Origin of the sequence: Microbacterium azadirachtae, assembly GCF_025583665.1 — a bacterium.
Lineage (GTDB): Bacteria > Actinomycetota > Actinomycetes > Actinomycetales > Microbacteriaceae > Microbacterium > Microbacterium azadirachtae.
Genome location: NZ_CP099706.1, coordinates 831,800 through 858,449 on the forward strand (window position 1 = coordinate 831,800; position 26,650 = coordinate 858,449).

General features: G+C 70.2%; 26 protein-coding genes. 16 read left to right on the forward strand and 10 right to left on the reverse strand.

Features of this window, described 5'->3' with window-relative positions; genetic code table 11:
- Positions 1 to 110 precede the first annotated feature (110 nt).
- On the reverse strand, positions 111 to 1,646 hold the full coding sequence (locus NFX31_RS03910) for an Ig-like domain-containing protein (protein WP_262956833.1): 1,536 nt from the start codon (positions 1,644 to 1,646) through the stop codon (positions 111 to 113).
- A 257-nt stretch (positions 1,647 to 1,903) separates the two neighbouring features.
- On the opposite strand from NFX31_RS03910, the gene NFX31_RS03915 reads away from it, so the two are divergent.
- Together NFX31_RS03915 and NFX31_RS03920 are read left to right on the forward strand one after the other, a co-directional pair.
- Positions 1,904 to 2,161 (forward strand): hypothetical protein, encoded by a 258-nt coding sequence (locus tag NFX31_RS03915; protein WP_156156770.1) that lies wholly within the window; start codon positions 1,904 to 1,906, stop codon positions 2,159 to 2,161.
- Complete coding sequence (locus tag NFX31_RS03920; RefSeq protein ID WP_091481457.1) at positions 2,127 to 3,200, forward strand: AraC family transcriptional regulator; 1,074 nt, start codon at positions 2,127 to 2,129, stop codon at positions 3,198 to 3,200. Before NFX31_RS03915 ends, NFX31_RS03920 begins: the two co-directional genes overlap by 35 nt.
- A gap of 73 nt (positions 3,201 to 3,273) precedes the next feature.
- On the opposite strand, the gene NFX31_RS03925 is transcribed toward NFX31_RS03920, so the two are convergent.
- From NFX31_RS03925 to NFX31_RS03940, 4 genes are all read right to left on the reverse strand, one after another.
- Complete coding sequence (locus NFX31_RS03925) at positions 3,274 to 3,969, reverse strand: helix-turn-helix domain-containing protein (protein ID WP_262956834.1); 696 nt, start codon at positions 3,967 to 3,969, stop codon at positions 3,274 to 3,276.
- A gap of 318 nt (positions 3,970 to 4,287) precedes the next feature.
- A complete protein-coding gene (locus NFX31_RS03930; RefSeq protein WP_262956835.1) occupies positions 4,288 to 5,310 on the reverse strand; it encodes an AraC-like ligand-binding domain-containing protein in 1,023 nt (340 codons plus the stop codon).
- 906 nt (positions 5,311 to 6,216) lie between these two features.
- Positions 6,217 to 7,044, reverse strand: coding sequence for a class I SAM-dependent methyltransferase (locus tag NFX31_RS03935; protein WP_262956836.1), 828 nt, complete (start codon positions 7,042 to 7,044; stop codon positions 6,217 to 6,219).
- Positions 7,045 to 7,114: 70 nt separating this feature from the next.
- A complete protein-coding gene (locus NFX31_RS03940; protein ID WP_262956837.1) occupies positions 7,115 to 8,359 on the reverse strand; it encodes a PAS domain-containing protein in 1,245 nt (414 codons plus the stop codon).
- Positions 8,360 to 8,518: 159 nt separating this feature from the next.
- Here NFX31_RS03940 and NFX31_RS03945 point away from each other — a divergent pair, with 159 nt between their 5' ends.
- From NFX31_RS03945 to NFX31_RS03955, 3 genes are read left to right on the forward strand one after another with little or no spacing between them, the layout of a single operon-like run.
- Positions 8,519 to 9,538, forward strand: a complete 1,020-nt coding sequence (locus tag NFX31_RS03945; protein ID WP_338101490.1) for a Bug family tripartite tricarboxylate transporter substrate binding protein — start codon at positions 8,519 to 8,521, stop codon at positions 9,536 to 9,538.
- Position 9,539: 1 nt separating this feature from the next.
- Complete coding sequence (locus tag NFX31_RS03950; protein ID WP_091481445.1) at positions 9,540 to 10,097, forward strand: tripartite tricarboxylate transporter TctB family protein; 558 nt, start codon at positions 9,540 to 9,542, stop codon at positions 10,095 to 10,097.
- A complete protein-coding gene (locus NFX31_RS03955; RefSeq protein WP_045250722.1) occupies positions 10,097 to 11,644 on the forward strand; it encodes a tripartite tricarboxylate transporter permease in 1,548 nt (515 codons plus the stop codon). The genes NFX31_RS03950 and NFX31_RS03955 overlap by 1 nt, the downstream gene beginning before the upstream one ends.
- A 64-nt stretch (positions 11,645 to 11,708) precedes the next feature.
- Here NFX31_RS03955 and NFX31_RS03960 read toward each other — a convergent pair whose 3' ends face one another.
- Positions 11,709 to 12,932 (reverse strand): DNA polymerase domain-containing protein, encoded by a 1,224-nt coding sequence (locus NFX31_RS03960; RefSeq protein WP_091481442.1) that lies wholly within the window; start codon positions 12,930 to 12,932, stop codon positions 11,709 to 11,711.
- A gap of 121 nt (positions 12,933 to 13,053) precedes the next feature.
- Here NFX31_RS03960 and NFX31_RS03965 point away from each other — a divergent pair, with 121 nt between their 5' ends.
- Positions 13,054 to 13,941 carry an alpha/beta fold hydrolase gene (locus NFX31_RS03965; protein WP_262956838.1) on the forward strand — a complete coding sequence of 296 codons (888 nt, stop codon included), beginning with the start codon at positions 13,054 to 13,056 and terminating at the stop codon, positions 13,939 to 13,941.
- A gap of 53 nt (positions 13,942 to 13,994) precedes the next feature.
- Here the strand turns inward: NFX31_RS03965 and NFX31_RS03970 are convergent, their stop codons facing one another.
- Positions 13,995 to 14,171 (reverse strand): hypothetical protein, encoded by a 177-nt coding sequence (locus tag NFX31_RS03970; protein WP_181021852.1) that lies wholly within the window; start codon positions 14,169 to 14,171, stop codon positions 13,995 to 13,997.
- A 237-nt stretch (positions 14,172 to 14,408) separates the two neighbouring features.
- Between NFX31_RS03970 and NFX31_RS03975 the strand changes: the two genes are divergently transcribed.
- Positions 14,409 to 15,050 carry an MIP/aquaporin family protein gene (locus NFX31_RS03975; RefSeq protein WP_262956839.1) on the forward strand — a complete coding sequence of 214 codons (642 nt, stop codon included), beginning with the start codon at positions 14,409 to 14,411 and terminating at the stop codon, positions 15,048 to 15,050.
- A gap of 103 nt (positions 15,051 to 15,153) precedes the next feature.
- Here the strand turns inward: NFX31_RS03975 and NFX31_RS03980 are convergent, their stop codons facing one another.
- Positions 15,154 to 15,792, reverse strand: a complete 639-nt coding sequence (locus tag NFX31_RS03980; protein WP_045250793.1) for a TetR/AcrR family transcriptional regulator — start codon at positions 15,790 to 15,792, stop codon at positions 15,154 to 15,156.
- A gap of 149 nt (positions 15,793 to 15,941) precedes the next feature.
- Here NFX31_RS03980 and NFX31_RS03985 point away from each other — a divergent pair, with 149 nt between their 5' ends.
- The 4 genes from NFX31_RS03985 to paaZ are packed head-to-tail and all read left to right on the forward strand — an operon-like array spanning position 15,942 to position 20,845.
- On the forward strand, positions 15,942 to 17,132 hold the full coding sequence (locus NFX31_RS03985; protein WP_045250727.1) for a thiolase family protein: 1,191 nt from the start codon (positions 15,942 to 15,944) through the stop codon (positions 17,130 to 17,132).
- A complete protein-coding gene (locus NFX31_RS03990; protein WP_262956840.1) occupies positions 17,129 to 17,878 on the forward strand; it encodes an enoyl-CoA hydratase/isomerase family protein in 750 nt (249 codons plus the stop codon). The genes NFX31_RS03985 and NFX31_RS03990 overlap by 4 nt, the downstream gene beginning before the upstream one ends.
- Positions 17,875 to 18,759 (forward strand): 3-hydroxyacyl-CoA dehydrogenase family protein, encoded by an 885-nt coding sequence (locus NFX31_RS03995; RefSeq protein WP_045250729.1) that lies wholly within the window; start codon positions 17,875 to 17,877, stop codon positions 18,757 to 18,759. The genes NFX31_RS03990 and NFX31_RS03995 overlap by 4 nt, the downstream gene beginning before the upstream one ends.
- A gap of 1 nt (position 18,760) precedes the next feature.
- On the forward strand, positions 18,761 to 20,845 hold the full coding sequence (gene paaZ / locus NFX31_RS04000) for a phenylacetic acid degradation bifunctional protein PaaZ (RefSeq protein ID WP_262956841.1): 2,085 nt from the start codon (positions 18,761 to 18,763) through the stop codon (positions 20,843 to 20,845).
- Positions 20,846 to 20,884: 39 nt separating this feature from the next.
- Here the strand turns inward: paaZ and paaK are convergent, their stop codons facing one another.
- Together paaK and paaI are read right to left on the reverse strand one after the other, a co-directional pair.
- Positions 20,885 to 22,186 carry a phenylacetate--CoA ligase PaaK gene (paaK, locus tag NFX31_RS04005; RefSeq protein WP_262956842.1) on the reverse strand — a complete coding sequence of 434 codons (1,302 nt, stop codon included), beginning with the start codon at positions 22,184 to 22,186 and terminating at the stop codon, positions 20,885 to 20,887.
- Positions 22,183 to 22,605 (reverse strand): hydroxyphenylacetyl-CoA thioesterase PaaI, encoded by a 423-nt coding sequence (gene paaI, locus NFX31_RS04010; protein ID WP_045250732.1) that lies wholly within the window; start codon positions 22,603 to 22,605, stop codon positions 22,183 to 22,185. Before paaI ends, paaK begins: the two co-directional genes overlap by 4 nt.
- A gap of 163 nt (positions 22,606 to 22,768) precedes the next feature.
- Between paaI and paaA the strand changes: the two genes are divergently transcribed.
- The 5 genes from paaA to paaE are packed head-to-tail and all read left to right on the forward strand — an operon-like array spanning position 22,769 to position 26,649.
- Positions 22,769 to 23,737 (forward strand): 1,2-phenylacetyl-CoA epoxidase subunit PaaA, encoded by a 969-nt coding sequence (gene paaA / locus NFX31_RS04015; protein WP_262956843.1) that lies wholly within the window; start codon positions 22,769 to 22,771, stop codon positions 23,735 to 23,737.
- Positions 23,734 to 24,039 (forward strand): 1,2-phenylacetyl-CoA epoxidase subunit PaaB, encoded by a 306-nt coding sequence (gene paaB, locus NFX31_RS04020; protein WP_045250734.1) that lies wholly within the window; start codon positions 23,734 to 23,736, stop codon positions 24,037 to 24,039. Before paaA ends, paaB begins: the two co-directional genes overlap by 4 nt.
- A 29-nt stretch (positions 24,040 to 24,068) precedes the next feature.
- Positions 24,069 to 24,941 (forward strand): 1,2-phenylacetyl-CoA epoxidase subunit PaaC, encoded by an 873-nt coding sequence (paaC, locus tag NFX31_RS04025; protein WP_420847444.1) that lies wholly within the window; start codon positions 24,069 to 24,071, stop codon positions 24,939 to 24,941.
- The gene (gene paaD / locus NFX31_RS04030) at positions 24,938 to 25,426 is read left to right on the forward strand and encodes a 1,2-phenylacetyl-CoA epoxidase subunit PaaD (RefSeq protein ID WP_374700614.1); all 489 of its coding nucleotides are present in this window, start codon (positions 24,938 to 24,940) and stop codon (positions 25,424 to 25,426) included. Before paaC ends, paaD begins: the two co-directional genes overlap by 4 nt.
- Positions 25,426 to 26,649 (forward strand): 1,2-phenylacetyl-CoA epoxidase subunit PaaE, encoded by a 1,224-nt coding sequence (gene paaE, locus NFX31_RS04035; RefSeq protein ID WP_091481411.1) that lies wholly within the window; start codon positions 25,426 to 25,428, stop codon positions 26,647 to 26,649. The genes paaD and paaE overlap by 1 nt, the downstream gene beginning before the upstream one ends.
- Position 26,650 lies beyond the last annotated feature (1 nt).

Sequence of the window (26,650 nt, forward strand, 5' to 3'; positions counted from 1 at the left end):
GGACGTCGGCCGCGCACATCCGACTCACGGCATCTCGCCACGGCCCAGGCGCGCGGAAGAGGACGACGGACCATCGCCCGTCGTCCTCTTCTTCGTTGTGTGCGCGTCGGCTAGTTCGAGGCGGAGCGACGTCGACCCAGGAGGATCGCGCCACCGCCGATCAGCACGAGGAGAAGCGCGGCCGGGACGACGGCGGCGAGGACGGCGCCGTCGACTCCCGTGCTCGCCAGACCCGACTTGTCGGTCGGAGGCGCCGTTGCCGGCGTCGACGGCACGGGGGTCGAGGTGGGCTTCGGGGTCGTCGAGGGCGCCGGGGTCGGCGTCACGGTGGGCGTCGGCTTCACCGTTGGGGTGGGCGTCGGCGTGGGCTTCGGCGGGACGACCACGGCGTCGGCGACGTTGGTCAGCACGAGCGAGATGCGCTCGCCGCCCTTTCCGTCGAGGCTGTAGCACCCCTTCGCATCCGGGCCGGTGATGCCGTCACCCGTGATCACGTACTTCCGCCACGTGACTCCGGACACGTGGGCGGCCGTCTCGCAGAGCGAGATGGTGGTGCCCACGGGGAAGTAGCCCGAGTTCACCGGAGTGCCGTCCGAGGGAACGTGGACGGTCTCTGTCGCGCTCCCCGCGTTCGCGACGAGGTCGAACGAATCCGGCATCGTGGCCCGGGAGTTGTTGGTGAGGTGCTTCGACACAGAGAAGGACGTGTACCCGCTCGCCTCGGCACCTCCTCCGCCGTACGCGCGCGGTGTGGCGGTCGCGGGCAGGGGCTTGCCGTTCACGGTCGCGGTGTTCGCGAACAGATCCGTGGCGAACGAAACCGCGCCGGTCGCCTCGGTCTTGTAGCTCAGCCGGTACTCGTATCCGTAGACGAGGTTGTCGAGCGTGAAGCTGTAGCTGGTCCGAGAGCTGTCGACGACGGGGGCGCTGAACGTCTCGCCCAGATATCCCGCGCTGCCGGCCTGGTAGCTTCCGTCCAGCGGCAGCGTCACGGACGACCCGGGCACGCCCTGTGTCGGATCGGCGGGATCCCGCTGCCAGCGGGTGAGGACGAACGAGTCCGGGACGAGCACGTGGGGCTGGTTCGGGGAGCTCGAATCGAGGGTGTCGGAGACGTCGAACTTCCGCACAGCCTCGTTCGCGGCGGGGCCGGATCCCGGCCACATGTAGACGTTCCACGTCATCAGAGCCTTGCCGTCGACGATCTCGCCGTAGCCGCTCTTGCTCGTGCCGAACGGGGGCGTCCAGGGGCCCTGGGTCGCCGGAATCGGCACCGGGAGGGCGATCGGAGACCCGCCGACGTCCCACTTCGGGGTCTCCCCGGCAGTCGACGCCTTCAACGACGCGACGAACCAGATGTCGCCGTGGGGGCTGCCGTACGGCCCCCCGGGCTGGAACGTGCACAGGATGCTGTCCTGGTTGTACACGCAACGGGCGAGGTTCACCCCGTCCTCGACAAGGAAGAACGGAGCGGAGGAGACGAGCTGCACGGAGGTGGGAAGCGGAACGCTGAAGGTGTCGCCCGCGGACACTTGGCCGGTCACGCTCCAGTCTGCCTGGAACCGCAGCTGCTGACCGGTCTTGATCACCGTGTTCGGATCGACTTCGACGCCGTTCAGCAGCACCTTCGCGTTGGTGATGGTCACCGGCTGTTCCACCGCCTGAGCAGCGGAGGCCGTCGCTACTCCGGCAGCACCGGTAAACAGCAGCGCGGCTATCATCGTCGACGCGATCTTGCGTCTGCGCATTTTTCCCCCATGGTTGTGATGTGGTGTGATGTCGCGGCGGCCACTCCCGCGGCGATGGTGCGCGCAGAGGACTCTGCTTCTCAGAAGCAGGTCGGCCATGATTCAGGCCGCGATTCGAGTTCAAGCGTCGTGCTTGGTGTGCCGTGTATCGCGGCATGCTCCTCGTCGCGGCCTGGAGTGCTGTGCATCTGACACGATTTGCACGGAAGGGCGCATCTTCTGTCGTCTTACGGCATCGCTGCGAAGCGCCGCACGCTTTTTCGCGCATTTTGCTGACCGAGCTCGACGTGAATTTCGGATCCGGCGTCGAAAGGCGTGTCATTCCGTTTCCGGTCGCCATTCTGACTCATAGCCGAACCATCCTGGCGCATCTTGTCGATGTTGCGTCGGGCGGCGATTCTCTGCGGCGATGATCTTGATAATCGGGGGGTAGTCGTCGACCCCTGGGGGCGCTCGACGGTGCGGGGGTGGTCTCGACCCCTGCGCCTGCGGGGCAGCGCTCCGCGACGGCCGACACGGGGGGAGTTCGTAGTGGTACTAGAGGGAGCCATCCGGCGATCGAAGCTCGACGAGTCGTCGTTCTCGGGATACGAGCGTGCGGTCTTCGACCCGAGGACGATGAAACGGGGACGGCTGGACACCCTGCTCGCGGGGGCCAATGTGCATCTGCGTGACGGCGAGATCAGCTCGGTGTTCGCGCGGATCCTCCGACTGGACGAATACGTCGTCGCTCGCGTGCGCGCGAGGACGGGTCACATCGTCTGGAGGCCGAGCGCGCGCTCGGGCAAGCACCGATTCGCGGTGGTGTTCGTCGCTCGAGGGAGGATGGCGATCGGAGCCGACGGCTCGCGCCACGTCGCGTCGGGCGAGGCGATCCTGATGCCCTTTCCGGAGCAGACGGCGATCACCCTGGGGACGTCGTCGCCGGTCGAGGCGATCGCGTTCGCGTTCGAGACGGACGCTGTCCAGCCCTTCGACCTGACGCCTGAGACCGTGGGGGCGTTGCATCCGTCATCGAGCGTGTTCCAGGCTTCCTACTCTCTTCTGCGGGCGCTGATCGATTCGAGCTCCCCGGAGCAGGGCGAGAGCACGGCGGCCATGCGCAGCCTCCTGAAAGGCTCCGCGCGCGCGCTCGTCCGGGCGGCTCGGGTGCCGTCGAGGTCCCTCTGGGAGGATGCGATCGAGATCATCACCGATCAGCACACCGACAGTGGGCTCGACGCACGACGAATCGCGGATCAGCTCAACGTGTCGACGAGCACCTTGTATCGAGCGTTCGCCGATCGCCCGCGCGGCGTCGCCGAAGAGCTTCGGCACCAGCGTGCGCTCACCGCTGCGCGAAGCCTCGCCGAGGAGGAGGACATTCCGGTGTCCAGACTCAGCCGGCAGTCGGGCTTCGGCTCCGCGAGCACCCTGCGCCGTGCCCTCAAGGCGTTGAACGACCCCGCGTAGGCGTAACGCCGGGAGCCCCCGTTCCGAGGACTGTGGCAGGCGGCGGCCGGTCGTCTGCGCGCGGTCGTCGTGGCTAGCGGGAGCTCGTGCCTTCTGCGCGCATTCTCCCAGGGGTGGCGAGCCCCGCGGCGGCGAACGCGCGCCTCATCCCGCTGCTGTTGCGGAAGCCGGAGTGCAAGGCGATGTCGAGGACACCCATTCCGGCGTAGTCCTCATCGCGGATCAGCTCGCACGCCAGGTCGACCCGGAGCATGCGCAACTCGGCAGCCGGGCTGCTGCCGGCGGCGGCGAAGACCCGTTGCAACTGTCGCAGCGAGAGATGGAGCGCCTTCGATACGGCTTGAACGGTGAAGCTCGGGTCGCTCCGGTTCATGAGCATCAAGGTTCGCGCCCGCGCGATCATCGCGGTGTCGTTGGGGCCGGGCAACGGGGCCGGCGCCGTTTCCACGAGCATGCCGAAGACCATCTCCACAAGAAGTCGCTCGACCAGATAGTCGGAATACAGGGTGGGATCGGATTGCTCCGTGAGCAGAGAGGCGAGAAACGACCACGCGGCACGAATCAGAGGAGAGTTCGTCTCCATGCGGGTCGCGGGACGCATCACCGGCTCGATCTCGCGGACAGAGGACCAGGGGAGCCAGACCGCCATCACGCTGGTCGCCGCCGTCGCGGACAGTTGGATCGGGTGGCGAGGGTGAAGGAAGACGGCGCGTGCCTCGCCGCCGCGGTCTCGTCCGAGGAGACGGATCGGCCGCTGGGAGAAGAGCATTCCGGCGACGGCGTCGGAGTCGTCGTGTGCCGACTGCGCCGGCCAAGAGAGCCTCGAGCCCGCGTCGAAAAGGTGATGAGTCGTCAGGACGCGTCTGAAGGGAGCCGTCGCGATAGGGCGAGTCCACTCGGCGCCCAGACGACCCAGAACGGTCGCGGCATTCCCCCTGCCGATCATGCTCCGCCCTCCCAGAGTCGCGATTGTTCACCGACGCCCCGGTCGACTAGGAAAAAGCTAGTTCGCGTGTCGCGCCTCGACGCCAGCGAGGAGGGAACGCGCGACATGTCGGCACAGGATGCAAACACTTCGTCCGGCATCTCAGCGCGGGTCTCGATCAGGATGATCCGCCGGGCCCGGAAGGTCCGGGTCGGCGGGCACGGCGAGCCCGGCCCGCGCCGGGTTGAGCGAGGCGATCGCCCGAGCGAGAGCGCGTCGACTGCCGAAGCCCGAGGACTCGAGTGCGGCGTCGAGCAGTCGTCCGGACTGTCCGCTGAGAGTGTGCGGATCCACACCCAGCTGGCGCGCCACCTCTTTGAGCCGGCGCTGCAGGATCTCCGTGCGAGGAGTCGAGTGGTGGCTCTCGAACGCGCGATACAGCTGCGATCGGGACAGGTACAGCATCTTCGCGAGGGTCGCGGCATTGAAGCCGGGGGAGCTGAAGTGCTGATCGATGATCATCCTCGCATCGCGGACGAGTCGGTCGTGCGCACCAGGCTTCGTCTCCTTGTCGCCCCCGAGCTCGTCGAGCATCGTGGCTGCCAGGAGATCGACCACGGCGCGACGCCGGTAGGCGTTGCCGGGAAGCGCGACGTCGAGGCGCTCGTTGAACATCGCGTTCAACGTGGAGATCAGCGCCTGCGGCGTCGCACGTTCCAGGACGACGATGTCGCCGAGGCGCAGGCGTTCGGCGAGCACGGCGATCTCCCGTGAAGGGAGGCCGATTTCGTACACGGCGACATGCGCGCGGTGTCCGATGGTGACGCCCAGCGAGGTGTCGAGCACCGCGAGCTGGCCGTGGTGCAGCACCTTCGAACCCAAAGGCGTCTCGATCGTCATGGCGCCTTCGACCGATCCCACGACCAGCACCCGACCTTCCGACGGGCGGGATGTGCGCACGCCGCAGCTAGACCAGATCCGTGAGAACTGGACGTTGGCGAAGACGATGTGGTCGGCGAACAGGTGAGAGTCGCTGTGGCCGTGAGAGAAGGTCCAGCCCAGTCGGCGGAAGTCCGTGCGGACGTCGTCGCCGTGCGATGCGATTCCGTAGTACGCGTAACTGCGTTCAGGACGCGGGGGAGGGACAGGCACGGTCGACGCGGCGGTTCTTTCGATCGAGGTCATGGTTCGTCGTGGAGCGGCGTCGCCGCGAGCGAGCATGCGTGCCGTCACCGGTCAGCGGCTTCCGTGCCGGTGCGGGTGAGGTGCTCGTGGCGGGGAGCCGGACCGCTTCTACCGCAGGCTGTCTTCGAAGAGCGGGAGCGGGTCCAGAGCGCAACGGGTCGACTCCGGGCAGCACCGGGCAGAAGAGTTCATGAATGGTCCTCGCGTGTATGGAACAAGTCGGCACGCGCATCGGGGGACACAGCGCTCGTACCAGGTGGGGAGGTGTGCCCAGGTTCGCAGTGCCCTCGACGGCGCGGAAGGCCGCTCGCGTTCCTTGCGACAAATGACTAAGTTTCCTGCGACAGAATGTCCGATCCGCGCCGGAAGACCGTGGCGACGTCCTGCGGCCAGGGCGCTCTGTCGCTGCAAGCTGCGTGAATGTCCCTCGTTTGTGCGCGGGGTGGCGCCGTCGGCACTCCCTCGCCGAGGATCTAGCTGTCGCGATTCGCAGTCAGCGGCACAGGAACCCGGCGTTGCGAGGTTCCCAGGAGGTGCCTCACCGGCTCGCGTGCCAGCGGAATGCGTGAGGCACCTTCACCTCGTCCATGGCGCTTCAGTCGTTCGTGCTCACCTGTGCAGAATGTAAAGCGCCGCAATTCCGAGAATCACCGCGCCGAATGCGATCATCGCCCACACCGGGGCACCCGCGACCTCTCTCAGAAGCCAGGGTGTCGAATACTCCTGGCTCGAGCGAGACGTGCGATCCGATTTCGCGGTTCCGGTATGCCAGAATTTTTTCCCCATCTGGATAACCTACGTTCGACCCCGTGGCCGCGATTACCCACGAAAGAACGACGCGACATCCTGACGGCTCCGCGATGCAGAACGACTGCCCTTCGGAGCGACGCTCGGCATCGGCCTCTGTCAGCGGTGCGCCGTGACCACGAAGGCCCGGAGCGGCGTGCGGATCGGGCCGGTGCCGAAGCGCTGCGCGAGGAGCTCCGCAGCCATCGCCTCGATCCGGGCGCGGACCCGGTCGCCGTACGGCTCGAGCTCTGCGCGCAGCGGGCTGCCGTGCGGGAGCGCGGCGGCCGCGGCGGCCGCCGACTGCGCCGCTCCGATCAGGTCGACCGCCTCGACGGCGTCGACCACGAGGCCGCCCGCCTCGGCATCGCGGCGGATCTCCTCGGAATCGTGATACCCGTGCGCGACGCGAGTGATCACGTTCGGCGGCGCATCGGGAAGCACCTGCCGGTACGCCTCGTCGACGGCCCGCGCGACCGCGTTGGTCTCGACCGCGTCCCAGGTGGAGAACAGCGCCGCGCCGCCCGGGCGCAGCACCCGGTGGACCTGCCGATGCGCGGCCGGCCGATCCGGGAAGAACATCACGCCGAACTGGCACACGACGAGATCGAAGGAGTCGTCGTCGAAGGGGAGGTCCTGCGCGTCGGCCGGCTGCCAGACCACGTCCGGCGCTCCGCTCGGGCGGGCCGCACCCCGCGCCTCGGCGACGGCGAGCATGCCGGGGTTGAGGTCTGTCGCGACGAGCGTGGTCGCCGGAGGCAGGGCGGCCGCCAGGCCGCGCGTCACGGCACCGGTCCCCGCGGCGAGCTCGAGCACGGCGATCGGGCGCAGGGCGACCGCGCGCGCGACGAGGTCGTCCGCGTAGGGCTGGAACATCAAGGGCACCATGAGCTTCTCGTAGGCGTCAGGCACTCCGCCCCGGAAGAGCGTCGCGGCGTCATCGGACATATGCGCCCCTTCCTCCAGGCACCGTTCTACGCCGTCGGCCCGACGCTGTCCAGGGCGCAGGAGCGGATGCTCAGCCCGGCGAGGGCGCGTCGATCAGGCGGTAGCGGCTGCCTGGCCTGCCCTTGGTGCTGTAGTCCAGGCTGCGCGAGGCGCGGCCGACGCTGGCCAGGTACTCGAGATAGCGCCGTGCGCTGACCCGGGACATCGACAGCGTTTCCGCGACCTCCGTAGCGGAGGCGTCGTCGCGGGCGGCGAGCGCCCGCACCACGCGGTCCAGCGTCTCGGTGCTGAGGCCCTTCGGAACGCCCGCACGCTGCCGGAACGCGATGATGGCGTCGGCGGCGTCGACCCGGCGCACCACGTCGTGCAGCTCGGTGTGATCGCGCAGGAGCAGCGTCGCCTCGGCGCGGGCCCCGTCCACGGTCGACCCTGTGCTGCGGGCGACCACGACGCGAGGACCGAGGATCACCGGCCGCCCCGAGGGCTCGCCCTCGTCCAGGATCTTCACGAGCTCCGGGGGCAGGGCCTCCGCGGCCGCGGCTCCAGTGAGGGTGTCGGCATCGCGGCCGACCAGGTCGGCTCCGGCGTCGTTCACGAGCGTGATCACGCCGTCCTCGTCGACGACGATGACGCCCTCGCTGAGACGGTGCATCGTGGTCTCGTGGCTCTTCACGAGCGCCGTGATCTGCTCGGGCTCGAGGCGATGGATGCGGGCGCGGATGACCGAGGTCACCCACGCCGCGCCGAGCAGGCCGATGAGGGCGGCCGCGAGCATGGCGCCGATGAGCCAGGCGAGATTGCCGATGAAGTCGGCGCGCAGCTCCGACTCCAGGATCCCGACGGACACGGTGCCGATCACCGATCCCGCGTCGCTCCGGACCGGCACCTTCACCCGCCAGCTCGTGCCGAGCGTGCCCGTCTGCGTGCCGACGTAGACCTCGCCGGAGAGCGGGATCGACGGATCGGTGGAGACCTTCTTGCCGATCAGTGCCGGGTTCGGGTGGGAGTACCGGATGCCGTGGGCGTCGGCCACCACCACGTAAGCGAGGTCGGAGGCCTCTCGGATCACCTCGGCGACCGGCTGGATCGTCGAGGACGGATCCGCATCGCGGAAGGCCTCGCGGATCGTCGGCAGCGACGCGATCGACTGTGCGACGGCCTGCATCCGATCCCGGTACGAGTCGCGGATCGCCCGCTCCTGGAACGCGCCCGCAGCAAGGCCCGCGGCGATCGTCACGACGCACAGGATCAGCGCCTGCAGGGCGAGTAGCTGTGCGCGCAGCGTCATGCGCGCCGGCATCGTCTTCGAGGCCATTCGTCCATTGTGCACGCGCGCGCGAGGACCGGAGCCCGCCTGACGATGCCGATCACGACCAATAGTTGCGTAACTCGGACCAATGCTTCCGGAACTCTCGCGGGCCCTCGGCCGATCCCTACCGTGGCAGGGCACCAAGAGCACTCGAGGAGGAGTGAAGTGAGAACTGCGATGAAGCGTTCGATGGGGGCCCTGGCCCTCGCCGCGGCCGGCCTGCTGGCCCTGTCCGCCTGTTCCGGCGGAGCGTCGGCGGGTGGAGCCGGCAAGGAGTCCGCCAAGAAGACGACGGCCGTGTCGATCGTCGTCCCGGCCGACCCCGGAGGCGGCTGGGATCAGACCGGCCGTGCGATCTCGAAGACCCTGCTGGACGAGAAGATCGTCACCTCGGCATCGGTCACCAACGTGGGCGGCGCCGGCGGCACGGTGGGCCTCGCACAGCTCGCCAACGAGAAGAACCCCGACACGCTGATGGTCACCGGTCTGGTGATGGTCGGCGCGGTCGAGACGAACAAGGCGAAGGTGCGGATCGAGGACACCACTCCGATCGCTCGGCTCACCGACGAGCCGCTCGTCGTGGTCGTCCCCGCCGCGTCCCCGTACAAGACGCTCGAGGACCTGGTGAAGGACATCGTCGCCAAGGGCCAGGGCGTCACCGTGACCGGTGGATCGGCCGGAGGCGCCGACCACATCCTCGCGGGGCTGCTGCTCGAGGCGGCCGGGCTCAAGGGCGCCGATATCGCGCAGAAGCTGAACTACGTGCCCAACTCGGGCGGCGGAGAGGCGACGTCGCTCATCATCGGGAACCAGGTGTCGGCGGGCATCTCCGGGGTGGGTGAGTTCGTGCAGCACATCGAGTCCGGCGACATGCGCGCGCTCGCCGTCTCGTCCGAGAAGACGGTGGCGCAGCTCCCCGACACCCCCACCATCACCGACGAGGGCTACGACGTCGTGCTCACGAACTGGCGCGGTGTCGTCGCCCCGGGCGGCATCGACGAGGCCCGCAAGGCCGAGCTGGAGCGGGTCGTCACCGCGCTCCACGACACGGGCGCGTGGAGCGGCGTGCTGAAGGAGCGCGGCTGGAACGACGCTTTCCTCGTCGGGGCGGAGTTCGACGAGTTCCTCGCCGGCAACATCAAGGACGTCTCGGCGACGCTGAAGAACATCGGCCTGGTCGGCTGAGATGACCACAGGGACTCCGGGGACGGATCCCTCGCTCGTGCGGGTCGGCGAGATCCGGCCCGCACGACCGTCCGTCCCGGTGGGCGAGCTCGTGTTCGCCCTCATCATGCTCGGGCTCGGGATCTTCGCCCTCGTCGGCGTCTTCGGGATCCGCGTGCCCGCCGGGGCCACGGTCGGGCCGACCGTGTTCCCGATCCTCGTGTCCGCGATCCTGCTGGTGGCCTCGGTCGCCGTGCTGGTCGGCGTGCTCCGCGGACAGCGGGCGCAGGCGGAGGAGGGGGAGGACATCGATGAGAGCCTGCCGACCGACTGGCTCACGCTCGCGAAGATCACCGCGCTCGTCGTTGCGCACCTCGCTCTGCTCGAGTACATCGGCTGGGCGCCGGCCGCCGCACTGCTGTTCGGCGGCGTCGCCTGGTCGCTCGGAGCGAAGCGCTGGTGGCTGGCGTTCGTGATCGGGGCCGCGGTGGCGCTGGTCGTGCAGATCGTGTTCGGCGGCCTGCTGGGGCTCTCGCTTCCGTGGGGTCCGCTGCTCGGCTGGCTGGGAGGGATGTTCTGATGGACAGCTGGAACCTGCTCATGGAGGGTTTCGCGACGGCGCTGCAGCCGCAGTACCTCGTGTTCGCCTTCCTCGGCGTGCTGCTGGGCACCGCCGTCGGCGTGCTGCCGGGCATCGGCCCCGCGATGACGGTGGCGCTGCTCCTGCCGTTGACCTACACGCTGGAACCCGCCGCGGCGCTCATCACGTTCGCCGGGATCTACTACGGCGGGATGTACGGCGGATCCACCACGAGCATCCTGTTGAACACGCCCGGAGAATCCGCCTCGATCGTGACGGCGATCGAGGGCAACAAGATGGCCAAGCTCGGCCGGGGAGCGGCGGCGCTCGCGACCGCCGCGATCGGATCCTTCGTCGCCGGCTCGATCGCCACGCTCGGCCTCACGCTGCTGGCCCCTGTGCTCGCGCGGTTCGCCGTGAACCTCGGTCCCGCCGACTACGTCGCCCTCATCGTGATCGCGTTCGTGACCGTGGGTGCGCTGCTGGGCTCGTCGGTGCCGCGCGGCATGGTGTCGCTCGGGGTCGGCCTGTTCCTCGGCCTGATCGGCACCGAGGTGCTGTCCGGCCAGCAGCGGTACACGCTGGGCCTGCTGCCGCTCGCCGACGGGATCGACGTCGTGCTCGTGGCCGTCGGCCTCTTCGCGGTGGGGGAGACGCTCTACGTCGCAGCCCGGCTGCGACACGGTCCGATCGCCCTCATCCCGGTGGCGCGGGGCTGGCGCAGCTGGATGAGCCGCGAGGACTGGAAGCGCTCATGGAAGCCCTGGCTGCGCGGCACGGCGATCGGGTTCCCGATCGGCACGATCCCGGCGGGCGGCGCCGACGTGGCGACGTTCCTCTCCTATGCGGCGGAACGGAAGCTGTCCCGGCACAAGGGCGAGTTCGGCCGTGGTGCGATCGAGGGCGTGGCGGGCCCGGAGGCGGCGAACAACGCTGCGGCCGCGGGCGTGCTCGTGCCGCTGCTCACGCTCGGGCTGCCCACCACCGCGACGGCCGCCATCATCATCACGGCGTTCCAGTCGTACGGGATCCAGCCGGGCCCGCAGCTGTTCAGCAGCCAGCCGGGACTGGTCTGGGCCCTGGTGGCGAGCCTGTACATCGGCAACGTGATCCTGCTGGTCCTGAACCTCCCGCTCGTGGGGATGTGGGTCAAGCTCCTGCAGATCCCGCGACCCTACCTGTACGCGGGGATCCTCCTGTTCGCCTGCTTCGGCGCCTACGCGGTCAACTTCTCGGTCGTCGACATCCTGATCCTGCTGATCATCGGCGTGCTCGGGTTCTTCATGCGCCGGTACGGCTACCCGGTCGCGCCGCTGGTCGTGGGCATGATCCTGGGGCCGATGGGCGAGGCGCAGCTGCGTCGAGCGCTGCAGCTGAGCCAGGGGGATCTGACGACGCTGGTGATGCATCCGTTCGCCGCGTCGGCATACGGTGTGCTGGCGCTGCTCATCGCCGGAGGGCTCTGGCTCAAGCGTCGACAGCGCCGCTACGAGCTCGCGCTCACCGAGTCGATCGCGGTGCCGGTGTCGGCGGATCGGGAGATCTGAGCCGTCACCCGTGCCGGCGGGTCGGACCGCTGGGGGTCGGGGCCGCATCCGCGGCGCCCGGCCCTCAGCCGGGCCAGACCTTCCCCGCCCAGGGGTCGTAGTCGGCGAGCAGCGGCTCCTGCGGCGGACGCTCCTCTTCGGGGATGTGCTGCAGATTGATGCGCACCCGGTACCAGAGCGAGCTGGATCCGCGCATGCCGTCGATCAGGACATCGGCGGGGTGCAGCAGCCCGCTCGGCGAGGGGTGGGTCTCGCGCCACCGCTCCAGCGCGGCGAGCGCCTCGGGCTTGGTCTTCGTGCGGGCGATCTCGATGAGGGGCATGCTCGACACCCGCCGCCCGGAGCCGTCGGCGCCGCGCGGGGGCTTCTCCGCCGGGCCGAGCTCGTCGGCCAGCGCGAGCAGCGAGGACAGCGATCCGGCCGCCTCGTCGATGCCGCGGTGGGGGTCCCCGATGTCCGCGAACCGCGCCCGCACGCTCGGCACCGTGAACTCCTCGGGTCGACGCAGGCGCACCTCGTCCCAGGCGAGCGGTGTCGACACCCGCGCGTCGGGCAGCGGACGCACCGAGTAGGCGGAGGCGACCGTGCGGTCCTTCGCGTTCTGGTTGAAGTCGACGAACACGCTCTCGCCGCGTTCCTCCTTCCACCAGCGCGCGGTCGCGAGCCCCGGTGCACGACGCTCGACCTCTCGGGCGAGCGTCTCGGCCGCGTGGCGCACCGCGGCGAAGTCCCACTCCGGCCGGATGCGGACGAGGATGTGCATGCCCCGGGATCCGCTCGTCTTCGGCCAGCCGACGAGGCCGCAGTCGTCGAGCACCTCGCGCACGACGAAGGCGGTGTCGACGATCTGGGACCAGTCGACACCGGGCATCGGATCCAGGTCGACGCGCAGCTCGTCCGGATGATCGAGGTCGCCGGCGCGGACGGCGTGCGGATTGAGGTCCAGGCAGCCCAGGTTCACGATCCAGGCGAGTCCCGCCGCGTCGGAGAGCACCGCCTCCTCGGCAGAGCCGCCCGAGGCGTAGCGCAGCACCGCCGTGCCGATGAAGTCGGGATGCGCGGGGACGCGCTTCTGGAAGAACGGCTCGGCGTCGATGCCCTTCACGAACCGCTTCAGCACCATCGGGCGTCCGCCGGCGCCGCGCAGGGCCCCCTCCGCGACTCCGATGTAGTACTCGACGATGTCGAGCTTCGTCAGCCCCGCGTGCGGGAAGACGACCTTGTCGGGATGCGACACGCGCACCTCGGCTCCGTCGACCTCGATGAACGTCTCGGCTCGCCCTGCCATGACTCCACGTTAGATCGCGTGACCCGCTGCGGCGAGAGCAGTGCCCGATGCGGTCTTGCGGAGCAGCCCCGCCGACCCGTAATCTACAACCAATCAGTTGTATTTATCTGGAGGAGAAACCATGTCGGAGAGCAGCGCAGTACGGACCGTCGTCACCCGCACCGTCGGTGAGGGTGACGACGCGATCACCTACGACGTCCACGGCGATCTGGCCACGGCCACCGCGGAGCGCCCCGCGCTGTTCCTCTTCGGGGCGCCGATGGACGCCACGGGGTTCGAGATCCTCGCCGCGCACTTCGCCGACCGGCCGGTGGTTACCTACGATCCGCGCGGCGCCGGTCGCAACCCCGTCGACAGCTCCGACATCGCCGTTCCGCAGCACGCCGACGACCTGCACCGCGTCATCTCGGCCCTCGGCGTCGGAGCGGTGGATGCGTTCGGCAGCAGCGGCGGCGGCGTGAACCTGCTCGCGCTGATCGCCGCGCATCCGGAGGACGTCCGGATCGCGGTCGTCCACGAGCCGCCGGTCGCCGAGTTCCTGCCCGACCGCGACGCCGTGCTCGCCGTCACGGCCGACATGAAGCGCACGTTCGCGGACGAGGGAGACGGCCCGGCCCTGGCGAAGTTCATCCAGTTCGTCATGCTCGACGGCGTCGTGCCGGACGGCTACCTGGACGGCCCGGCACCGGATCCGGCCCTGTTCGGACTGCCGACCGCGGATGACGGCAGCAGGACGGATCCGCTCTTCCGCAACATGCCGGCGACGATCGCGTATCAGCCCGACGTGCCCGCCCTCCAGGCGCACGGCGATCGGCTGGTGATCGCGGCGGGCGCGGAGTCGGGGGAGACCATGCCTGCCCGGGCGGCACGCGCCGTGGCCGCGGTCATCGGCATCGAGGCGACCGAGTTCCCGAGCAACCACGGCGGGTTCACGGATCAGCCGGGCTTCCCCAGCGACCCGGCCGGCTTCGCCGAGCGTCTCCGGAGCGTTCTGGACGAGCGCGCCTGATCGCGCAGTGGTCGGGGTGCGGTCCTTCGGGATCGCGCCCCGACCGTCGTGGTTCACGAGGCCTGCGGGAGGATCCGCAGCGCGACGAGCAGGCGGGTGAGGGCGCCGTCGCGGCGAGCGGGGATGTGGAAGTCCGGGTCGACGTCGATGAGCGGGTAGATCGCGGCGCGGTGCGGCACGACGCCGGCAGACTCCGGGCGGCGATCCACGGTGTCGGGGGTCTCGGGCATCATCGCCTCTTCTCTCGCGTGCACATTCCGAATAGTGGAATTGCTCTATCGAATAATGAAATCGTAGGATGATGTGACTCCGGGGTCAAGAGGTTTCCGGCCGGATGTGCCCGAATGTTGCGTCGTTCCCAGCTGATTGACAGGAACCCGGTATTCTGGCTCGGCAATCCAGGGTGCGCCGGCCGGCGTGCGGGAACCTCCGCCCTCACCCTCGACCTGACAGAAAAGGCATTCGAAATGACTGGTATTGCTGGAAAGGCGCTCACCGAGGCGATCTCCACGTTCCTGTTCGTGTTCAGCATCATCGGCGCCGTCAACAGCGGCAGCCCGCTGACCCCGCTGGCGATCGGTCTCGCGCTGGGCGTGCTCGTCTATGCCGCCGGCCATATCTCCGGTGCGCACCTGAACCCGGCCGTCTCCTTCGGCGTCCTCCTCCGCGGTGGCATCAGCGTCGTCGACTTCGTGGCGTACATCGTCGCCCAGTTCATCGGTGGCGCGCTGGCGGCCCTTGTGAGCTTCGTGGTGTGGCCGCACGCGGAGAAGGCGACGAAGATCTCGGTCGGCCCCGCGTTCCTGGTCGAGGCGCTGTTCACGCTCGTGCTCGTCTGGGTGGTGCTGAACGTCGCGACGTCCAAGGACAACGACAACAACTCCTTCTACGGCCTCGCGATCGGCGGCACGGTGTTCGTCGGCGCGACCGCGGTCGGAGGCATCTCCGGCGGCGGCTTCAACCCGGCCGTCGCCCTGGGCCTGTCGATCAGCGGCCAGTTCGACTGGGCGAACCTGTGGCTCTACATCGTGGCCCCGCTGGTCGGCGCCGCGGTCGCCGCGCTGCTGTTCCGCGTGCTGAGCAGCAACGACGCCAAGGCTTCCGCCTGATCCATACCCTCCCGGAACGCCCCGTACTCGATCGAGTGCGGGGCGTTCCGCTGTTCCCGCGGGTTTTCTCCTCCGTGGCGGATCGGCCGGGATCCGGGATCGCTCAGCGCGCGCGCAGCCCGTCGAAGATCACGCGCGTCACGTCGCCGACGAGCTCTTCCGGCGTCAGTGAGGTGTGCGCCGGGCGGTACCACTCGATGAGGGAGTTGATCATCCCGAACATGAGCCGCGTCGCCACCGACGGGCGGATGTCGCTGCGCAGCTCTCCCTCGCGCTGGGCCTGCGCCACGAGCTTCGCGACGCGCTGATCGAAGATACGCCGCCGCTCCAGGGCGGCCCTCTCGATCTCGCTGTTGCCGTGCACCCGCAGCAGCAGCGTGACCTGGGGGAGCCTGCTCGTGAGCACGCGCACGGCTCCCTGGATCACCGAGACCAGCCGAGCGGCCGTGGGCTGCTCGCCGGACAGCGCGTCCTCGAGCACGGCCTCCAGTCCCCCGAGGGCGTCGTCGAGGGCGATCTGGAGGATCTGCTCCTTCGAGGAGAAGTGATGGTAGAGCGCCGCCTTGCTGAGGCCGAGCTCCGCGGCGAGCGAGGAGACGCTCGTCGCGTCGTAGCCCTGCTCGTTGAACAGGCGCACGGCGATCTCCAGCACCTGCGCGCGGTCGTAGCCGGGGCGGCCGCGGCGCGAGCGCGGAGCGGCCTCGTCGGCCGCTGCGGCGATGCTCGCGGGTGGGGTGCTCATCGGGATCATTCTCTCCCATCGGCCCCGGCGCGCGGACTTGCCCGGGTGGGATCCGTCTGTCATCCTTTTTACTGAACGATCGGTCGGGAAACAAGCGCTCTTCGCTCCCGGCCGGGATCGCCCCGTCGACGAAGACCCGGAGGACCAGCATGTCGGACGCCTACCTGATCGACGGAGCGCGCACGCCGGTCGGCCGCTACGGCGGTGCGCTCGCCGGTGTCCGCCCCGACGATCTGGCCGCGCTCGTCGTCCGCGAGGCGGTGCACCGCGCGGGCGTCGGCGACGAGGCGATCGACGAGGTGCTCCTCGGCGCGGCGAATCAGGCGGGAGAGGACAACCGCAACGTGGCGCGCATGGCGGTGCTGCTCGCGGGCTTGCCGGACTCGGTCCCCGCGATGACCGTCAACCGTCTGTGCGCATCGGGCATGTCCGCGGTCGCGCTCGCCGCGCAGGCGATCCGCGCGGGCGATGCCGACGTGATGGTCGCCGGCGGCGTCGAGTCGATGACCAGGGCCCCCTGGGTGCAGGCGAAGCCGGAGCGGGCATGGGCGAAGCCGGGCGAGGCGTTCGACACCTCGATCGGCTGGCGATTCGCCAACCCGCGTCTGGTCGCGCGCGACAAGGCCACCTTCTCGATGCCCGAGACCGCCGAGGAGGTGGCGCGACGGGACGGCATCACCCGCGAGGACGCGGACGCTTTCGCGCTGCGCAGCCACGAGCGCGCGATCGCCGCGATCGATGCCGGGCGCCTGGCCCCGGAGATCGTGGCCGTGCCCGCACCGCGGGGAGCGGTCGTCGACACCGACGAGGGGCCGCGCCGTGACACCAGCCTGGAGGCGCTCGCGGGACTGCGCCCGGTCGTCGCCGGCGGCAGCGTGGTCACGGCGGGCAACTCCTCGTCGCTCAACGACGGAGCCTCGGCCCTGGTGGTCGCCGGATCCGCCGCGATCGAAAGGCACGGTCTCACGCCGCGCGCCCGTATCGTGGCGTCGGCGTCGGCCGCGCTCGCCCCGGAGATCATGGGCCTCGGGCCGGTGCCGGCGACCGAGAAGGCGCTCGCGAAGGCCGGGCTGACCGCGGCGGACCTCGGCGCGGTCGAGCTGAACGAGGCGTTCGCGTCTCAGTCGCTCGCCTCGATGCGCCGCCTCGGCCTCGACCCCGAGATCGTGAACGCGGACGGCGGCGCGATCGCCCTCGGCCACCCCCTCGGCTCCAGCGGCAGCCGTCTCCTCCTCACCCTGCTCGGCCGGATGGAGCGGGAAGGCGCCCGGTACGGTCTCGCGACCATGTGCGTGGGCGTCGGCCAGGGCACCGCGATGATCCTGGAGCGGGTGCGGTGACGGGCGTCGAGCGCCGGCTGCGCATCGAGCGCACCGCCGAGCGGGTCACGGCGACGCTCGACCGCCCCGAGACGCGCAACGCGATCGACCAGGCGATGATCGACGAGCTGCACGCCCTGTGCGCGGAGCTCGAGGCGGATCCGCGGATCCTGATCCTGATCGGCGCCGACGGCGTCTTCGCGTCGGGGGCCGATATCGCCCAATTGCGCGATCGCCGTGCGCAGGACGCCCGGGCAGGCATCAACACGACGGCATTCCGGCGCATCAGGGATCTTCCGATGCCGGTGATCGCCGCGGTCGACGGCTATGCGCTCGGCGGCGGCGCCGAGCTCGCGTACGCGGCCGACATCCGCATCGGCACGCCGGGGGTGCGCATCGGCAACCCGGAGACCGGACTCGGCATCATCGCCGCGGCCGGTGCGACGTGGCGTCTCCCGCAGATCGTCGGCGAGGCGCGAGCGGCGGAGCTGCTGTTCACCGGACGCGCGCTGACCGGGGCCGAAGCGCTGCAGTGGGGGCTGCTGTCGTCGCTGCACGAGTCCGAGGATCTGCTGGCCGCGGCGCACGCGATCGCCGATCGCATCGCCGCCAACGACCCGCTCGCCACCCGGTGCACCAAGACTGCGCTCCGTGCGGCGCCGGACGCGCATCCCGCGATCGAGCTGGAGCTGCAGGCCGAGCTGTTCGAGAGCCCCGAGAAGCATCGGCGGATGACCGCCTTCCTGGAACGGAGGAGCCGCCGATGAGCGGACAGGATCCGGAACCCCTGAGCGAGACCTCGACGCCGGCGCGCGTGGGCGTGCTCGGCGGCGGGCGGATGGGCGCGGGCATCGCGCACGCGTTCCTGCTCGCCGGCTCACAGGTCGTCGTCGTCGAGCGCGATGAGGCGAGCGCCGCGGCCGCGGGCGAGCGGATCCGCGCCAGTCTGCAGCGCTCGGTGGACCGCGGCAGCACCACGCGGGCCATCGCGGCGCTCGAGAACGCGCTGGAGACGGGCGTCGACGCGGGCTCGTTCGCCGATGCCGAGCTCGTGATCGAGGCGGTTCCGGAGGACCGCGCGCTCAAGTCCGAGAGCCTGCGCCGGATCGAGGCGGCGGTGAGCCGCACGGCCGCGATCGCCTCCAACACGTCGTCCATCTCGATCGACGACCTCGCCGCGGCGCTGCAGCACCCGGAGCGCTTCCTCGGACTGCACTTCTTCAACCCCGTGCCCGCCTCGTCGCTCATCGAGATCGTCGTCGGCGGATCCACGAACCAGGAGCTCGTCGACGACGCCCGGGGCTGGACCGAGGCCCTCGGCAAGACGCCCGTCGTCGTGGCGGACGCACCCGGCTTCGCGTCCAGCCGGCTGGGCGTGGCCCTCGCGCTCGAGGCGATCCGCATGCTCGAGGAGGGCGTCGCGACGGCGGCGGACATCGACGCCGCCATGGAGCTGGGCTACCGGCATCCCGCCGGCCCGCTGCGCACGACCGACATCGTCGGACTCGACGTGCGCCTCGGGATCGCGGAGGAGCTGCACGCCGCGCTCGGCGAGAGGTTCGCGCCGCCGCAGCTGTTGCGCGATCTGGTCGCCGACGGACACCTGGGCCGCAAGACCGGCCGCGGATTCTACGAATGGAGCGAGTGAGATGACCGATCTGCTGCCGAGCTACCTGCAGGGCGCCTGGTGGACGTCCCCTCGCGGAACCACTGACGAGGACGGCACCCGGACGGGAGGAACCGTGGTCCGCGACGCGTCCACCGGCGAGGAGATCGTCCGGATCGACGCCACGGGGATCGACCTGGCGGGCGCGGTGGAGTACGCGCGCACCGTGGGGCAGCGAAGCCTCGGCACGCTCACCTTCCACCAGCGCGCGCTGCTGCTCAAGCAGATGGCCGTCGTGCTCACCGAGCACAAGGAGGAGCTTTACGAGCTGTCCAAGCGCAGCGGATCCACCGTCCGTGACTCCGATGCCGACGTCGACGGCGGCATCGGCGTGCTGTTCACCTACTCCTCGAAGGGGCGTCGCGAGCTCCCGAACGCCACCGTGCTCCTGGACGGCCCCGTCGAGCCGCTGTCGAAGGACGGATCCTTCCTCGGCCGGCACGTGTACACGCGCCTGCCCGGCGTGGCCGTGCAGATCAACGCCTTCAACTTCCCGATGTGGGGCGCTCTGGAGAAGTTCGCCCCCGCGTTCCTCGCGGGCGTGCCGTCGATCGTGAAGCCCGCGACGCCAACCGCGTACGTCGCCGAGGCCTGGGTGCGGATCCTGGTCGACTCGGGACTGCTGCCGGACGGGTCGCTGCAGCTCGTGAGCGGATCCCTCCCCGGGATCTTCGACCTGCTCCGCCTCGGCGACCTGGTCGCGTTCACCGGCAGCGCGTCGACCGCCGCGGGCCTGCGCGCCCAAGCCGCCGACGGGGTGCGCTTCACGAGCGAGACCGACTCGATCAACGCCTCCGTGCTCGGCCCCGATGCGGTGCCCGGCACTCCTGAGTTCGACGCCTACGTGAAGCAGCTCATGATCGAGCTGACCACGAAGGCAGGACAGAAGTGCACCGCGATCCGGCGCGCGATCGTGCCGGCGCCGCTGGTGGCTCCGCTCGTCGACGCGCTGCGGGCGAAGATCGCCGAGCGCGTGGTCATCGGCGATCCGCACGTCGCCGAGGTCACCATGGGCCCGCTCGTCTCGACCGCGCAGCGCGACGAGGTGCTGCGCCAGGTCGACGCCCTCCGTGCCGCCGGCGGCGAGCTGCTCCTGGGATCGACCGACGCACCCGAGGTCCTGCGCGCCGACGGCACCACCGGGCCCGCCCCGGAAGGGGCGTTCGTCGCGCCGATGCTCGTCGGGTTCGCCGACACCTCGGCGCCGGCGGTGCACGAGGTCGAGGCGTTCGGCCCGGTCTCGAGCGTGCTCGGGTACTCGACGGTCGCCGAGGCCGCGGAGCTCGTCGGCCGCGGCGGCGGGTCCCTCGTCACGAGCGTGGCCACGAACGACCCGCAGGTCGCGACCGAGCTGCTGGCGGGCATCGCCGCGTACAACGGCCGGGTTCTCTTCCTCAACCGCGACGACGCGCGCACCTCGACGGGCCACGGTTCGCCGGTCCCGCACCTGGTGCACGGCGGTCCCGGCCGTGCCGGGGGCGGGGAGGAGCTCGGCGGGATCCGCGCCGTCCGGCACTTCATGCAGCGCACGGCGATCCAGGGGACGCCGGAGATCCTCACCGCCATCACAGGCGTGTGGCACACCGGCGCGGGCACCGACCGCGCCGTGCATCCGTTCCGCAAGTCCCTGGCCGAGCTGCGGCTGGGCGACCAGGTGGAGTCGGGACTGCGTCCGCTGTCGCTGGAGGACATCGAGGCGTTCGCGCACTCCACGGGCGACACCTTCTATGCGCACATGGACGAGGAGGCCGCCGAGGCCAACCCGTTCTTCGGCGGACGGGTCGCCCACGGCTATCTGCTGGTGTCGTGGGCCGCGGGCCTGTTCGTCTCGCCCGAGCCCGGACCCGTGCTCGCGAACTACGGACTGGAGAACCTGCGGTTCGTCACCCCGGTGAAGCCCGGCGACGCGATCCGGGTCACGCTCACCGCCAAGCAGATCACCCCGAGGGAGACCGACGCCTACGGCGAGGTGCGCTGGGACGCGGTGATCCACAACCAGCGCGACGAGGTCGTCGCGACCTACGATGTGCTGACGCTCGTGGAGAAGGAGCTCACCCCCGCGGCCTGAGGTCGTCGAGCGAGGCCGGCGCAGCCGACCGGGACGGGGTCAGCGGAGGTCGTAGAGCCGCTTGTACTTGCCCTCGCTGCGGGGGAGGGCGCCGGGCTCCTCGACCTGCACGTCCACCGAGGTGCCGATCGACGTCTTGATCCGCAGCTTCAGCACTTCCGCGGCCGCGACCGCGCTCGCCGCGTCGATCTCGGGATGCCGTTCGATGCGCACTTTCAGCGCGTCGAGGTGCCCCTGCCGCGTCAGTTCCAGGACGAAGTGCGGGGTCAGCGTCTCGATCCCGAGTGCGATCTCCTCGATCTGCGTCGGGAAGAGGTTCACGCCGCGGAGGATGATCATGTCGTCGTCACGCCCCGTGATCTTCTCCATCCGCCGCATCGCGGGATAGGCGGATCCGGGCAGCAGCCGAGTCAGATCTCGGGTGCGGTAGCGGATCACCGGGAAGGCCTGCTTCGTCAGCGAGGTGAAGACGAGCTCGCCGGGTTCGCCGTCGGGCACCGGCTCGCCGGTGGCGGGATCGATGATCTCGGGCAGGAAGTGGTCCTCCCAGATGTGCGGGCCGTCCTTCGTGGCGGCCGCCTCCATCGCGACGCCGGGCCCAATGACCTCGCTGAGGCCGTAGATGTCGACCGCGTCGATGTTCAGCCGCTGCTCGATCTGATGGCGCATCTCGTTCGTCCAGGGCTCGGCCCCGAGGATGCCCACCTTGAGCGACGTGGAGCGCGGATCGATCCCGGCCTCCTCCATCGCGTCCGCGATCGTGAGCAGATACGTCGGCGTGCACATGATCGCGTCGGGTTCGAAGTCGTGGATGAGCTGCACCTGCTTGGCGGTCTGGCCGCCCGACATCGGGATCACCGTCGCGCCGAGGCGCTCGATTCCCGCGTGCGCGCCCAGGCCGCCGGTGAACAGGCCGTAACCGTAGGCGTTGTGCACCTTCCAGCCCGGCTGCACGCCGGCCGCGCTCAGCGACCGCGCGATCAGGTCGGCCCAGTTGTCCAGGTCGGCCTGCGTGTAGCCGACCACGGTCGGCCGCCCCGTCGTGCCCGAGGAGGCATGGATCCGCCGCACGTCGGACATCGGCACGGCGAACATGCCGAACGGGTAGTACTCGCGCAGATCGCTTTTGGTGGTGAACGGGAGCCGCGCGAGGTCGGCGAGCGAGCGGACGTCGTCGGGAAGCATGCCGACGCGCTCGAACGCGAGCCGGTAGAACGGCACGTTCTCGTAGGCGTGGCGCACCGACCACTGCAGCCGCTCGAGCTGCAGGGCGCGCAGCCGCTCGGGGTCCAGGTGCACGGCCTCGGCGTTCGACGCCGGCTCCGCCGCGATGTCGGTCATGCGCTCTCCTCCGGGAAGGGACGGTTGGTGGTGATCGAGCGGCCGCGGAACTCGGCGACGACGTCGCCGGTCTCGTCGGTCACGGTGATGTCGTAGAGCCCGGTGCGGCCGTTGCGCGCACGGCGGGCGCCCGTGGCGGTCAGCTCCTGGCCGGCGTGCGTGGACTTGAGGAACGTGATGTCGGCGCCGGCCGCGACCGTCACCTGCTCGTCCTCGTTGCAGACGATCGCGAAGGCGGTGTCGGCGAGCGCGAACACGAGCCCGCCGTGCGTGATGTCGAAGCCGTTCAGCATGTCGTCGCGCACGACCATCGAGACGACGGCGCGACCGGGCTCGTCCACGACGACGCGCATGCCGAGCGCGTGGGATGCGCGATCGCGCCGCATCATCGGGCGCAGCTGCGCGACAGGCTCGGTCATCGGCTCTCCTTCGAACGATGCGTGCGGATCCGGACGGGCGGGATCCGGTTCGAGAAGGGCTGTTCTTCTGCGAACGATACGAGTGTGCCATAATTACTGTACGAACGGTAGGTAATTCACGATGCGTGGATGACCGCAGACGGATGAGCACAGGGAGTCGACGATGACTGTTCCACCGGTGACGGCGGCCGAGGACCTCGGCGCACAGGCGCTGTTCGACGAGCTCGTGGCGAACGAGCAGCGGATCGAGCCGCGCGACTGGATGCCCGAGGCGTACCGCAGGACCCTGATCCGCCAGATCTCCCAGCATGCGCACTCCGAGATCATCGGCATGCAGCCCGAGGGCAACTGGATCACGCGCGCCCCGAGCCTCAAGCGCAAGGCGATCCTCATGGCGAAGGTGCAGGACGAGGCCGGGCACGGGCTCTACCTCTACTCTGCCGCCCAGACCCTCGGGATCACGCGCGACGAGATGATGCAGCAGCTGATCGACGGCAAGGCGAAGTACTCCTCGATCTTCAACTATCCGACCCCGACCTGGGCGGACATGGGCGCGATCGGCTGGCTGGTCGACGGCGCCGCGATCTGCAACCAGGTGCCGCTGTGCCGGGCCTCGTACGGACCGTACGGACGCGCCATGGTGCGGATCTGCAAGGAGGAGTCGTTCCACCAGCGGCAGGGGTTCGAGATCCTGCTCACCCTCATGCAGGGATCCGAGGAGCAGCGGGCGATGGCGCAGGACGCGGTGAACCGCTGGTACTGGCCCGCGCTGGCGATGTTCGGTCCGCCGGACGACCAGTCGCCGAACTCGGCGCAGTCGATGCAGTGGAAGATCAAGCGCTTCTCGAACGACGATCTGCGCCAGCGCTTCGTCGGCATGCTCGTGCCGCAGGCGGAGATCCTCGGCGTGACGCTGCCGGATCCCGAGCTCCGCTACGACGCGGAGACCGGGCAGTACGCGATGGGCGAGATCGACTGGGACGAGTTCTTCGAGGTGGTGCGCGGCAACGGCCCGTGCAACGCCGAGCGGCTGCAGCGTCGCCGCGACGCGCACGAAGAGGGCGCCTGGGTGCGCGAGGCCGCGGCGGAGTACGCCCGCAAGCAGACCGTGCGGCAGGAGGTGGCGGCATGACGACCCCCGGCGCATCCCCGGAGGAGACCTGGCCCCTGTACGAGGTGTTCGTGCGCGCGAACCGCGGGCTCAGCCACGTGCATGTCGGATCCCTGCACGCCCCCGACGCCGATATGGCGCTGCGCAACGCGCGCGACCTGTACACCCGGCGCAACGAGGGCACGTCGGTCTGGGTCGTTCCTGCCGACGCGATCACCACGAGCGACCCGGACGACAAGGGCGCGTTCTTCGAGAGCCCCGCCGGCAAGAACTACCGCCACGCCGTGTACTACACGGCATCCGAGGGGGTGCCGCACCTGTGAACGCCGAGCCCCGGGATACGACGCAGGAGATCCTGCCGCCGGAACCGTCCCCAGCGGCCGATGCGACCGGATCTCCTCCGTCATGGTCTGACCCGCACGGTGACGTCACGGTCGACGAGCTCTGGCTCAGCGCCGAGCTCGCCGGGTCGGGGGAGCGCGCGGCCTCGGCCGACATCGCAGAGTACGCGCTGTGGCTCGGCGACGACGCCCTGATCCTGTCGCAGCAGCTCGGCGCGTGGATCACGTACGCGCCCGAGCTGGAGGAGGACGTGGCGCTGGGCAACATCGCCCTGGACCTGCTCGGGCACGCCCGCTCGTTCCTGCGCTACGCCGGGTCCTGGGACGGGCGCAGCGAAGACGACCTCGCCTACTTCCGCGACGAGCCGGAGTTCCGCAGCTGCTGGCTCGTGGAGCAGCCCAACGGCGACTTCGCGCAGACGATCGCCCGGCAGCTCCTCGCGAGCACCTACCTGCTCGAGCTGTACTCCGCCCTGCGCGCCAGCACGGATCCGACGTTCGCCGCGATCGCCGAGAAGGCGGTCAAGGAGGTCGACTACCACCGCGACCACGCTGTGCAGTGGACGCTGCGCCTGGCCGGGGGCACCGACGAGTCGCGACGCCGGATCGTCCGCGCGTTCGCCGACGTGTGGCCCTACGCCGCCGAGCTCTTCCGCGACGAGCCGCTCATCGACCGCCTGGACGGCGCGGCGGTGCGGCCCTCGTCCCTGCGGCCGGGCTTCGATGCGGTCATCGCGGCCGTGTTCGCCGAGGCGGAGCTCGGGATCCCCTCGGGATCGGTCTCGGCGGGCGGGGGGCGTCACGGATCCCACGCCACCGGGCTCGGGCACCTGCTGTCCGAGATGCAGGTGCTCGCCCGCCGCCACCCGGGGGCGACGTGGTGACCGGGCTGCGCGAGCGCGCCTGGGAGGCCGCCGCCGCGGTGAAGGATCCGGAGGTGCCGGTGCTGACCATCGAGGACCTCGGGGTGCTGCGCGACGTCGCCGTCGAGGGCGACCGGATCCGGGTCGACATCACGCCGACCTACAGCGGATGCCCGGCCATGGACGCGATCCGCGACGATGTCGAGCTGGCCCTCACCCACGCCGGCTTCGGCGAGGTCGAGGTGCGCCTCGTGCTCTCGCCGGCCTGGACCACGGACTGGATGAGCGACGAGGGCAAGCGCAAGCTCACCGAATACGGCATCGCGCCGCCCACCGGGGGCGCCGCCCACCGGCAGGGCCCGGTGCGCATCGCGCTCGGCGTGCGCTGCCCGCGCTGCGGCTCGCTGGACACCCGCGAGATCTCCCGCTTCGGCTCCACGTCGTGCAAGGCGCTCTACGAGTGCCGCGCCTGCCTCGAGCCCTTCGACCACTTCAAGGCGATCTGATGGCGCTCTGGCATCCGGCCGCCCCCGCCTCGCCGGTCCGCGCCGCGGAGGCCGACGCCGAGCGCATCGCGGGCGCCCTGCTCCACAGCGTCGTCGGGGGAGCCTCGGGCGGCGGCTCCCCGGCGACGTCGCCGCGGCGGCGCGCGCGCTTCCACACGCTCACCGTGCAGGAGGTGCGCCCGCTCACCGCCGACGCGATCGAGGTCACCTTCGCGGTTCCGGAGGAGCTCGCGGGGGAGTTCGGCTACCTCGCCGGGCAGCACGTCGCCCTGCGCGCCGAGCTCGACGGGCACGAGGTGCGGCGCTCCTACTCGCTGTGCCGCCCGCCCGCGCGCGGGTCGGTCAGCGTCGCGATCAAGCGCGACCACGGCGGACGCTTCTCGACCTGGGCGCAGAGCGAGCTGCACGAGGGCGACCGGATCGACGTGATGAGCCCGCAGGGCACGTTCACCTCGGCGCTGGACGCCCTGGACGAGGCGCATGTCGTCGGCATCGCGGCCGGATCCGGGATCACGCCGCTCATGGCGCTCGCGGCGACCGTGCTGGCGCGGTCGGAGAGCAGCAGGTTCACCCTCGTCTACACGAACCGCCGCGCGACCGACGTCATGTTCCTGGACGATCTCGCCGATCTCAAGGACCGCTATCCCACGCGCTTCGCGGTGCACCATGTGCTCACCCGCGAGCAGCGCTCCGCACCCCTGCTGTCGGGGCGGATCGACGAAGCGCGCCTGCGCGGCATCCTGGATGCGCTTGTGCTCCCCGCGACGGTGGACGAGTGGTTCCTGTGCGGGCCGTTCGACCTGGTGCAGCTGTGCCGCGACACCCTCGCCGACATCGGCGTGGAGCCCGCGCACGTGCGCTACGAGCTGTTCACGACGGGGGAGCCCGGGCAGGAGCGGCCCGAGGCCGGTCGTCCCGTCGAGGTGCGCGAGGACGAGCCGGTGCGCACGATCGAGTTCACGCTCGACGGCCAGTCGGGCTCGGTGGACACTCCGGTGTCCGCGAACGAGTCCATCCTGAACGCGGCGCTGCGCGTGCGGCCGGACGTGCCCTTCGCCTGCGCGGGCGGCGTGTGCGGCACCTGTCGTGCGCGCCTCGTCGACGGCTCCGTCACGATGACCGAGAACTACGCGCTGGAGCAGGAAGAGCTCGACCGCGGCTACGTGCTCACCTGCCAGTCCCACCCCACGACGGACCGCGTCGTCGTCGACTACGACGTCTGAG

Excerpts from the sequence above, each read along its gene's own strand:
- NFX31_RS03915 (WP_156156770.1), top strand. The coding sequence starts at position 1,904 with ATGCTCCTCGTCGCGGCCTGGAGTGCTGTGCATCTGACACGATTTGCA.
- NFX31_RS03920 (WP_091481457.1), top strand. The coding sequence starts at position 2,127 with ATGTTGCGTCGGGCGGCGATTCTCTGCGGCGATGATCTTGATAATCGG.
- NFX31_RS03925 (WP_262956834.1), bottom strand. The coding sequence starts at position 3,969 with ATGCTCTTCTCCCAGCGGCCGATCCGTCTCCTCGGACGAGACCGCGGC.
- NFX31_RS03930 (WP_262956835.1), bottom strand. The coding sequence starts at position 5,310 with ATGACCTCGATCGAAAGAACCGCCGCGTCGACCGTGCCTGTCCCTCCC.
- NFX31_RS03935 (WP_262956836.1), bottom strand. The coding sequence starts at position 7,044 with ATGTCCGATGACGCCGCGACGCTCTTCCGGGGCGGAGTGCCTGACGCC.
- NFX31_RS03940 (WP_262956837.1), bottom strand. The coding sequence starts at position 8,359 with ATGGCCTCGAAGACGATGCCGGCGCGCATGACGCTGCGCGCACAGCTA.
- NFX31_RS03950 (WP_091481445.1), top strand. The coding sequence starts at position 9,540 with ATGACCACAGGGACTCCGGGGACGGATCCCTCGCTCGTGCGGGTCGGC.
- NFX31_RS03955 (WP_045250722.1), top strand. The coding sequence starts at position 10,097 with ATGGACAGCTGGAACCTGCTCATGGAGGGTTTCGCGACGGCGCTGCAG.
- NFX31_RS03960 (WP_091481442.1), bottom strand. The coding sequence starts at position 12,932 with ATGGCAGGGCGAGCCGAGACGTTCATCGAGGTCGACGGAGCCGAGGTG.
- NFX31_RS03965 (WP_262956838.1), top strand. The coding sequence starts at position 13,054 with ATGTCGGAGAGCAGCGCAGTACGGACCGTCGTCACCCGCACCGTCGGT.
- NFX31_RS03970 (WP_181021852.1), bottom strand. The coding sequence starts at position 14,171 with ATGCCCGAGACCCCCGACACCGTGGATCGCCGCCCGGAGTCTGCCGGC.
- NFX31_RS03975 (WP_262956839.1), top strand. The coding sequence starts at position 14,409 with ATGACTGGTATTGCTGGAAAGGCGCTCACCGAGGCGATCTCCACGTTC.
- NFX31_RS03980 (WP_045250793.1), bottom strand. The coding sequence starts at position 15,792 with ATGAGCACCCCACCCGCGAGCATCGCCGCAGCGGCCGACGAGGCCGCT.
- NFX31_RS03985 (WP_045250727.1), top strand. The coding sequence starts at position 15,942 with ATGTCGGACGCCTACCTGATCGACGGAGCGCGCACGCCGGTCGGCCGC.
- NFX31_RS03995 (WP_045250729.1), top strand. The coding sequence starts at position 17,875 with ATGAGCGGACAGGATCCGGAACCCCTGAGCGAGACCTCGACGCCGGCG.
- paaZ (WP_262956841.1), top strand. The coding sequence starts at position 18,761 with ATGACCGATCTGCTGCCGAGCTACCTGCAGGGCGCCTGGTGGACGTCC.
- paaK (WP_262956842.1), bottom strand. The coding sequence starts at position 22,186 with ATGACCGACATCGCGGCGGAGCCGGCGTCGAACGCCGAGGCCGTGCAC.
- paaI (WP_045250732.1), bottom strand. The coding sequence starts at position 22,605 with ATGACCGAGCCTGTCGCGCAGCTGCGCCCGATGATGCGGCGCGATCGC.
- paaA (WP_262956843.1), top strand. The coding sequence starts at position 22,769 with ATGACTGTTCCACCGGTGACGGCGGCCGAGGACCTCGGCGCACAGGCG.
- paaB (WP_045250734.1), top strand. The coding sequence starts at position 23,734 with ATGACGACCCCCGGCGCATCCCCGGAGGAGACCTGGCCCCTGTACGAG.
- paaE (WP_091481411.1), top strand. The coding sequence starts at position 25,426 with ATGGCGCTCTGGCATCCGGCCGCCCCCGCCTCGCCGGTCCGCGCCGCG.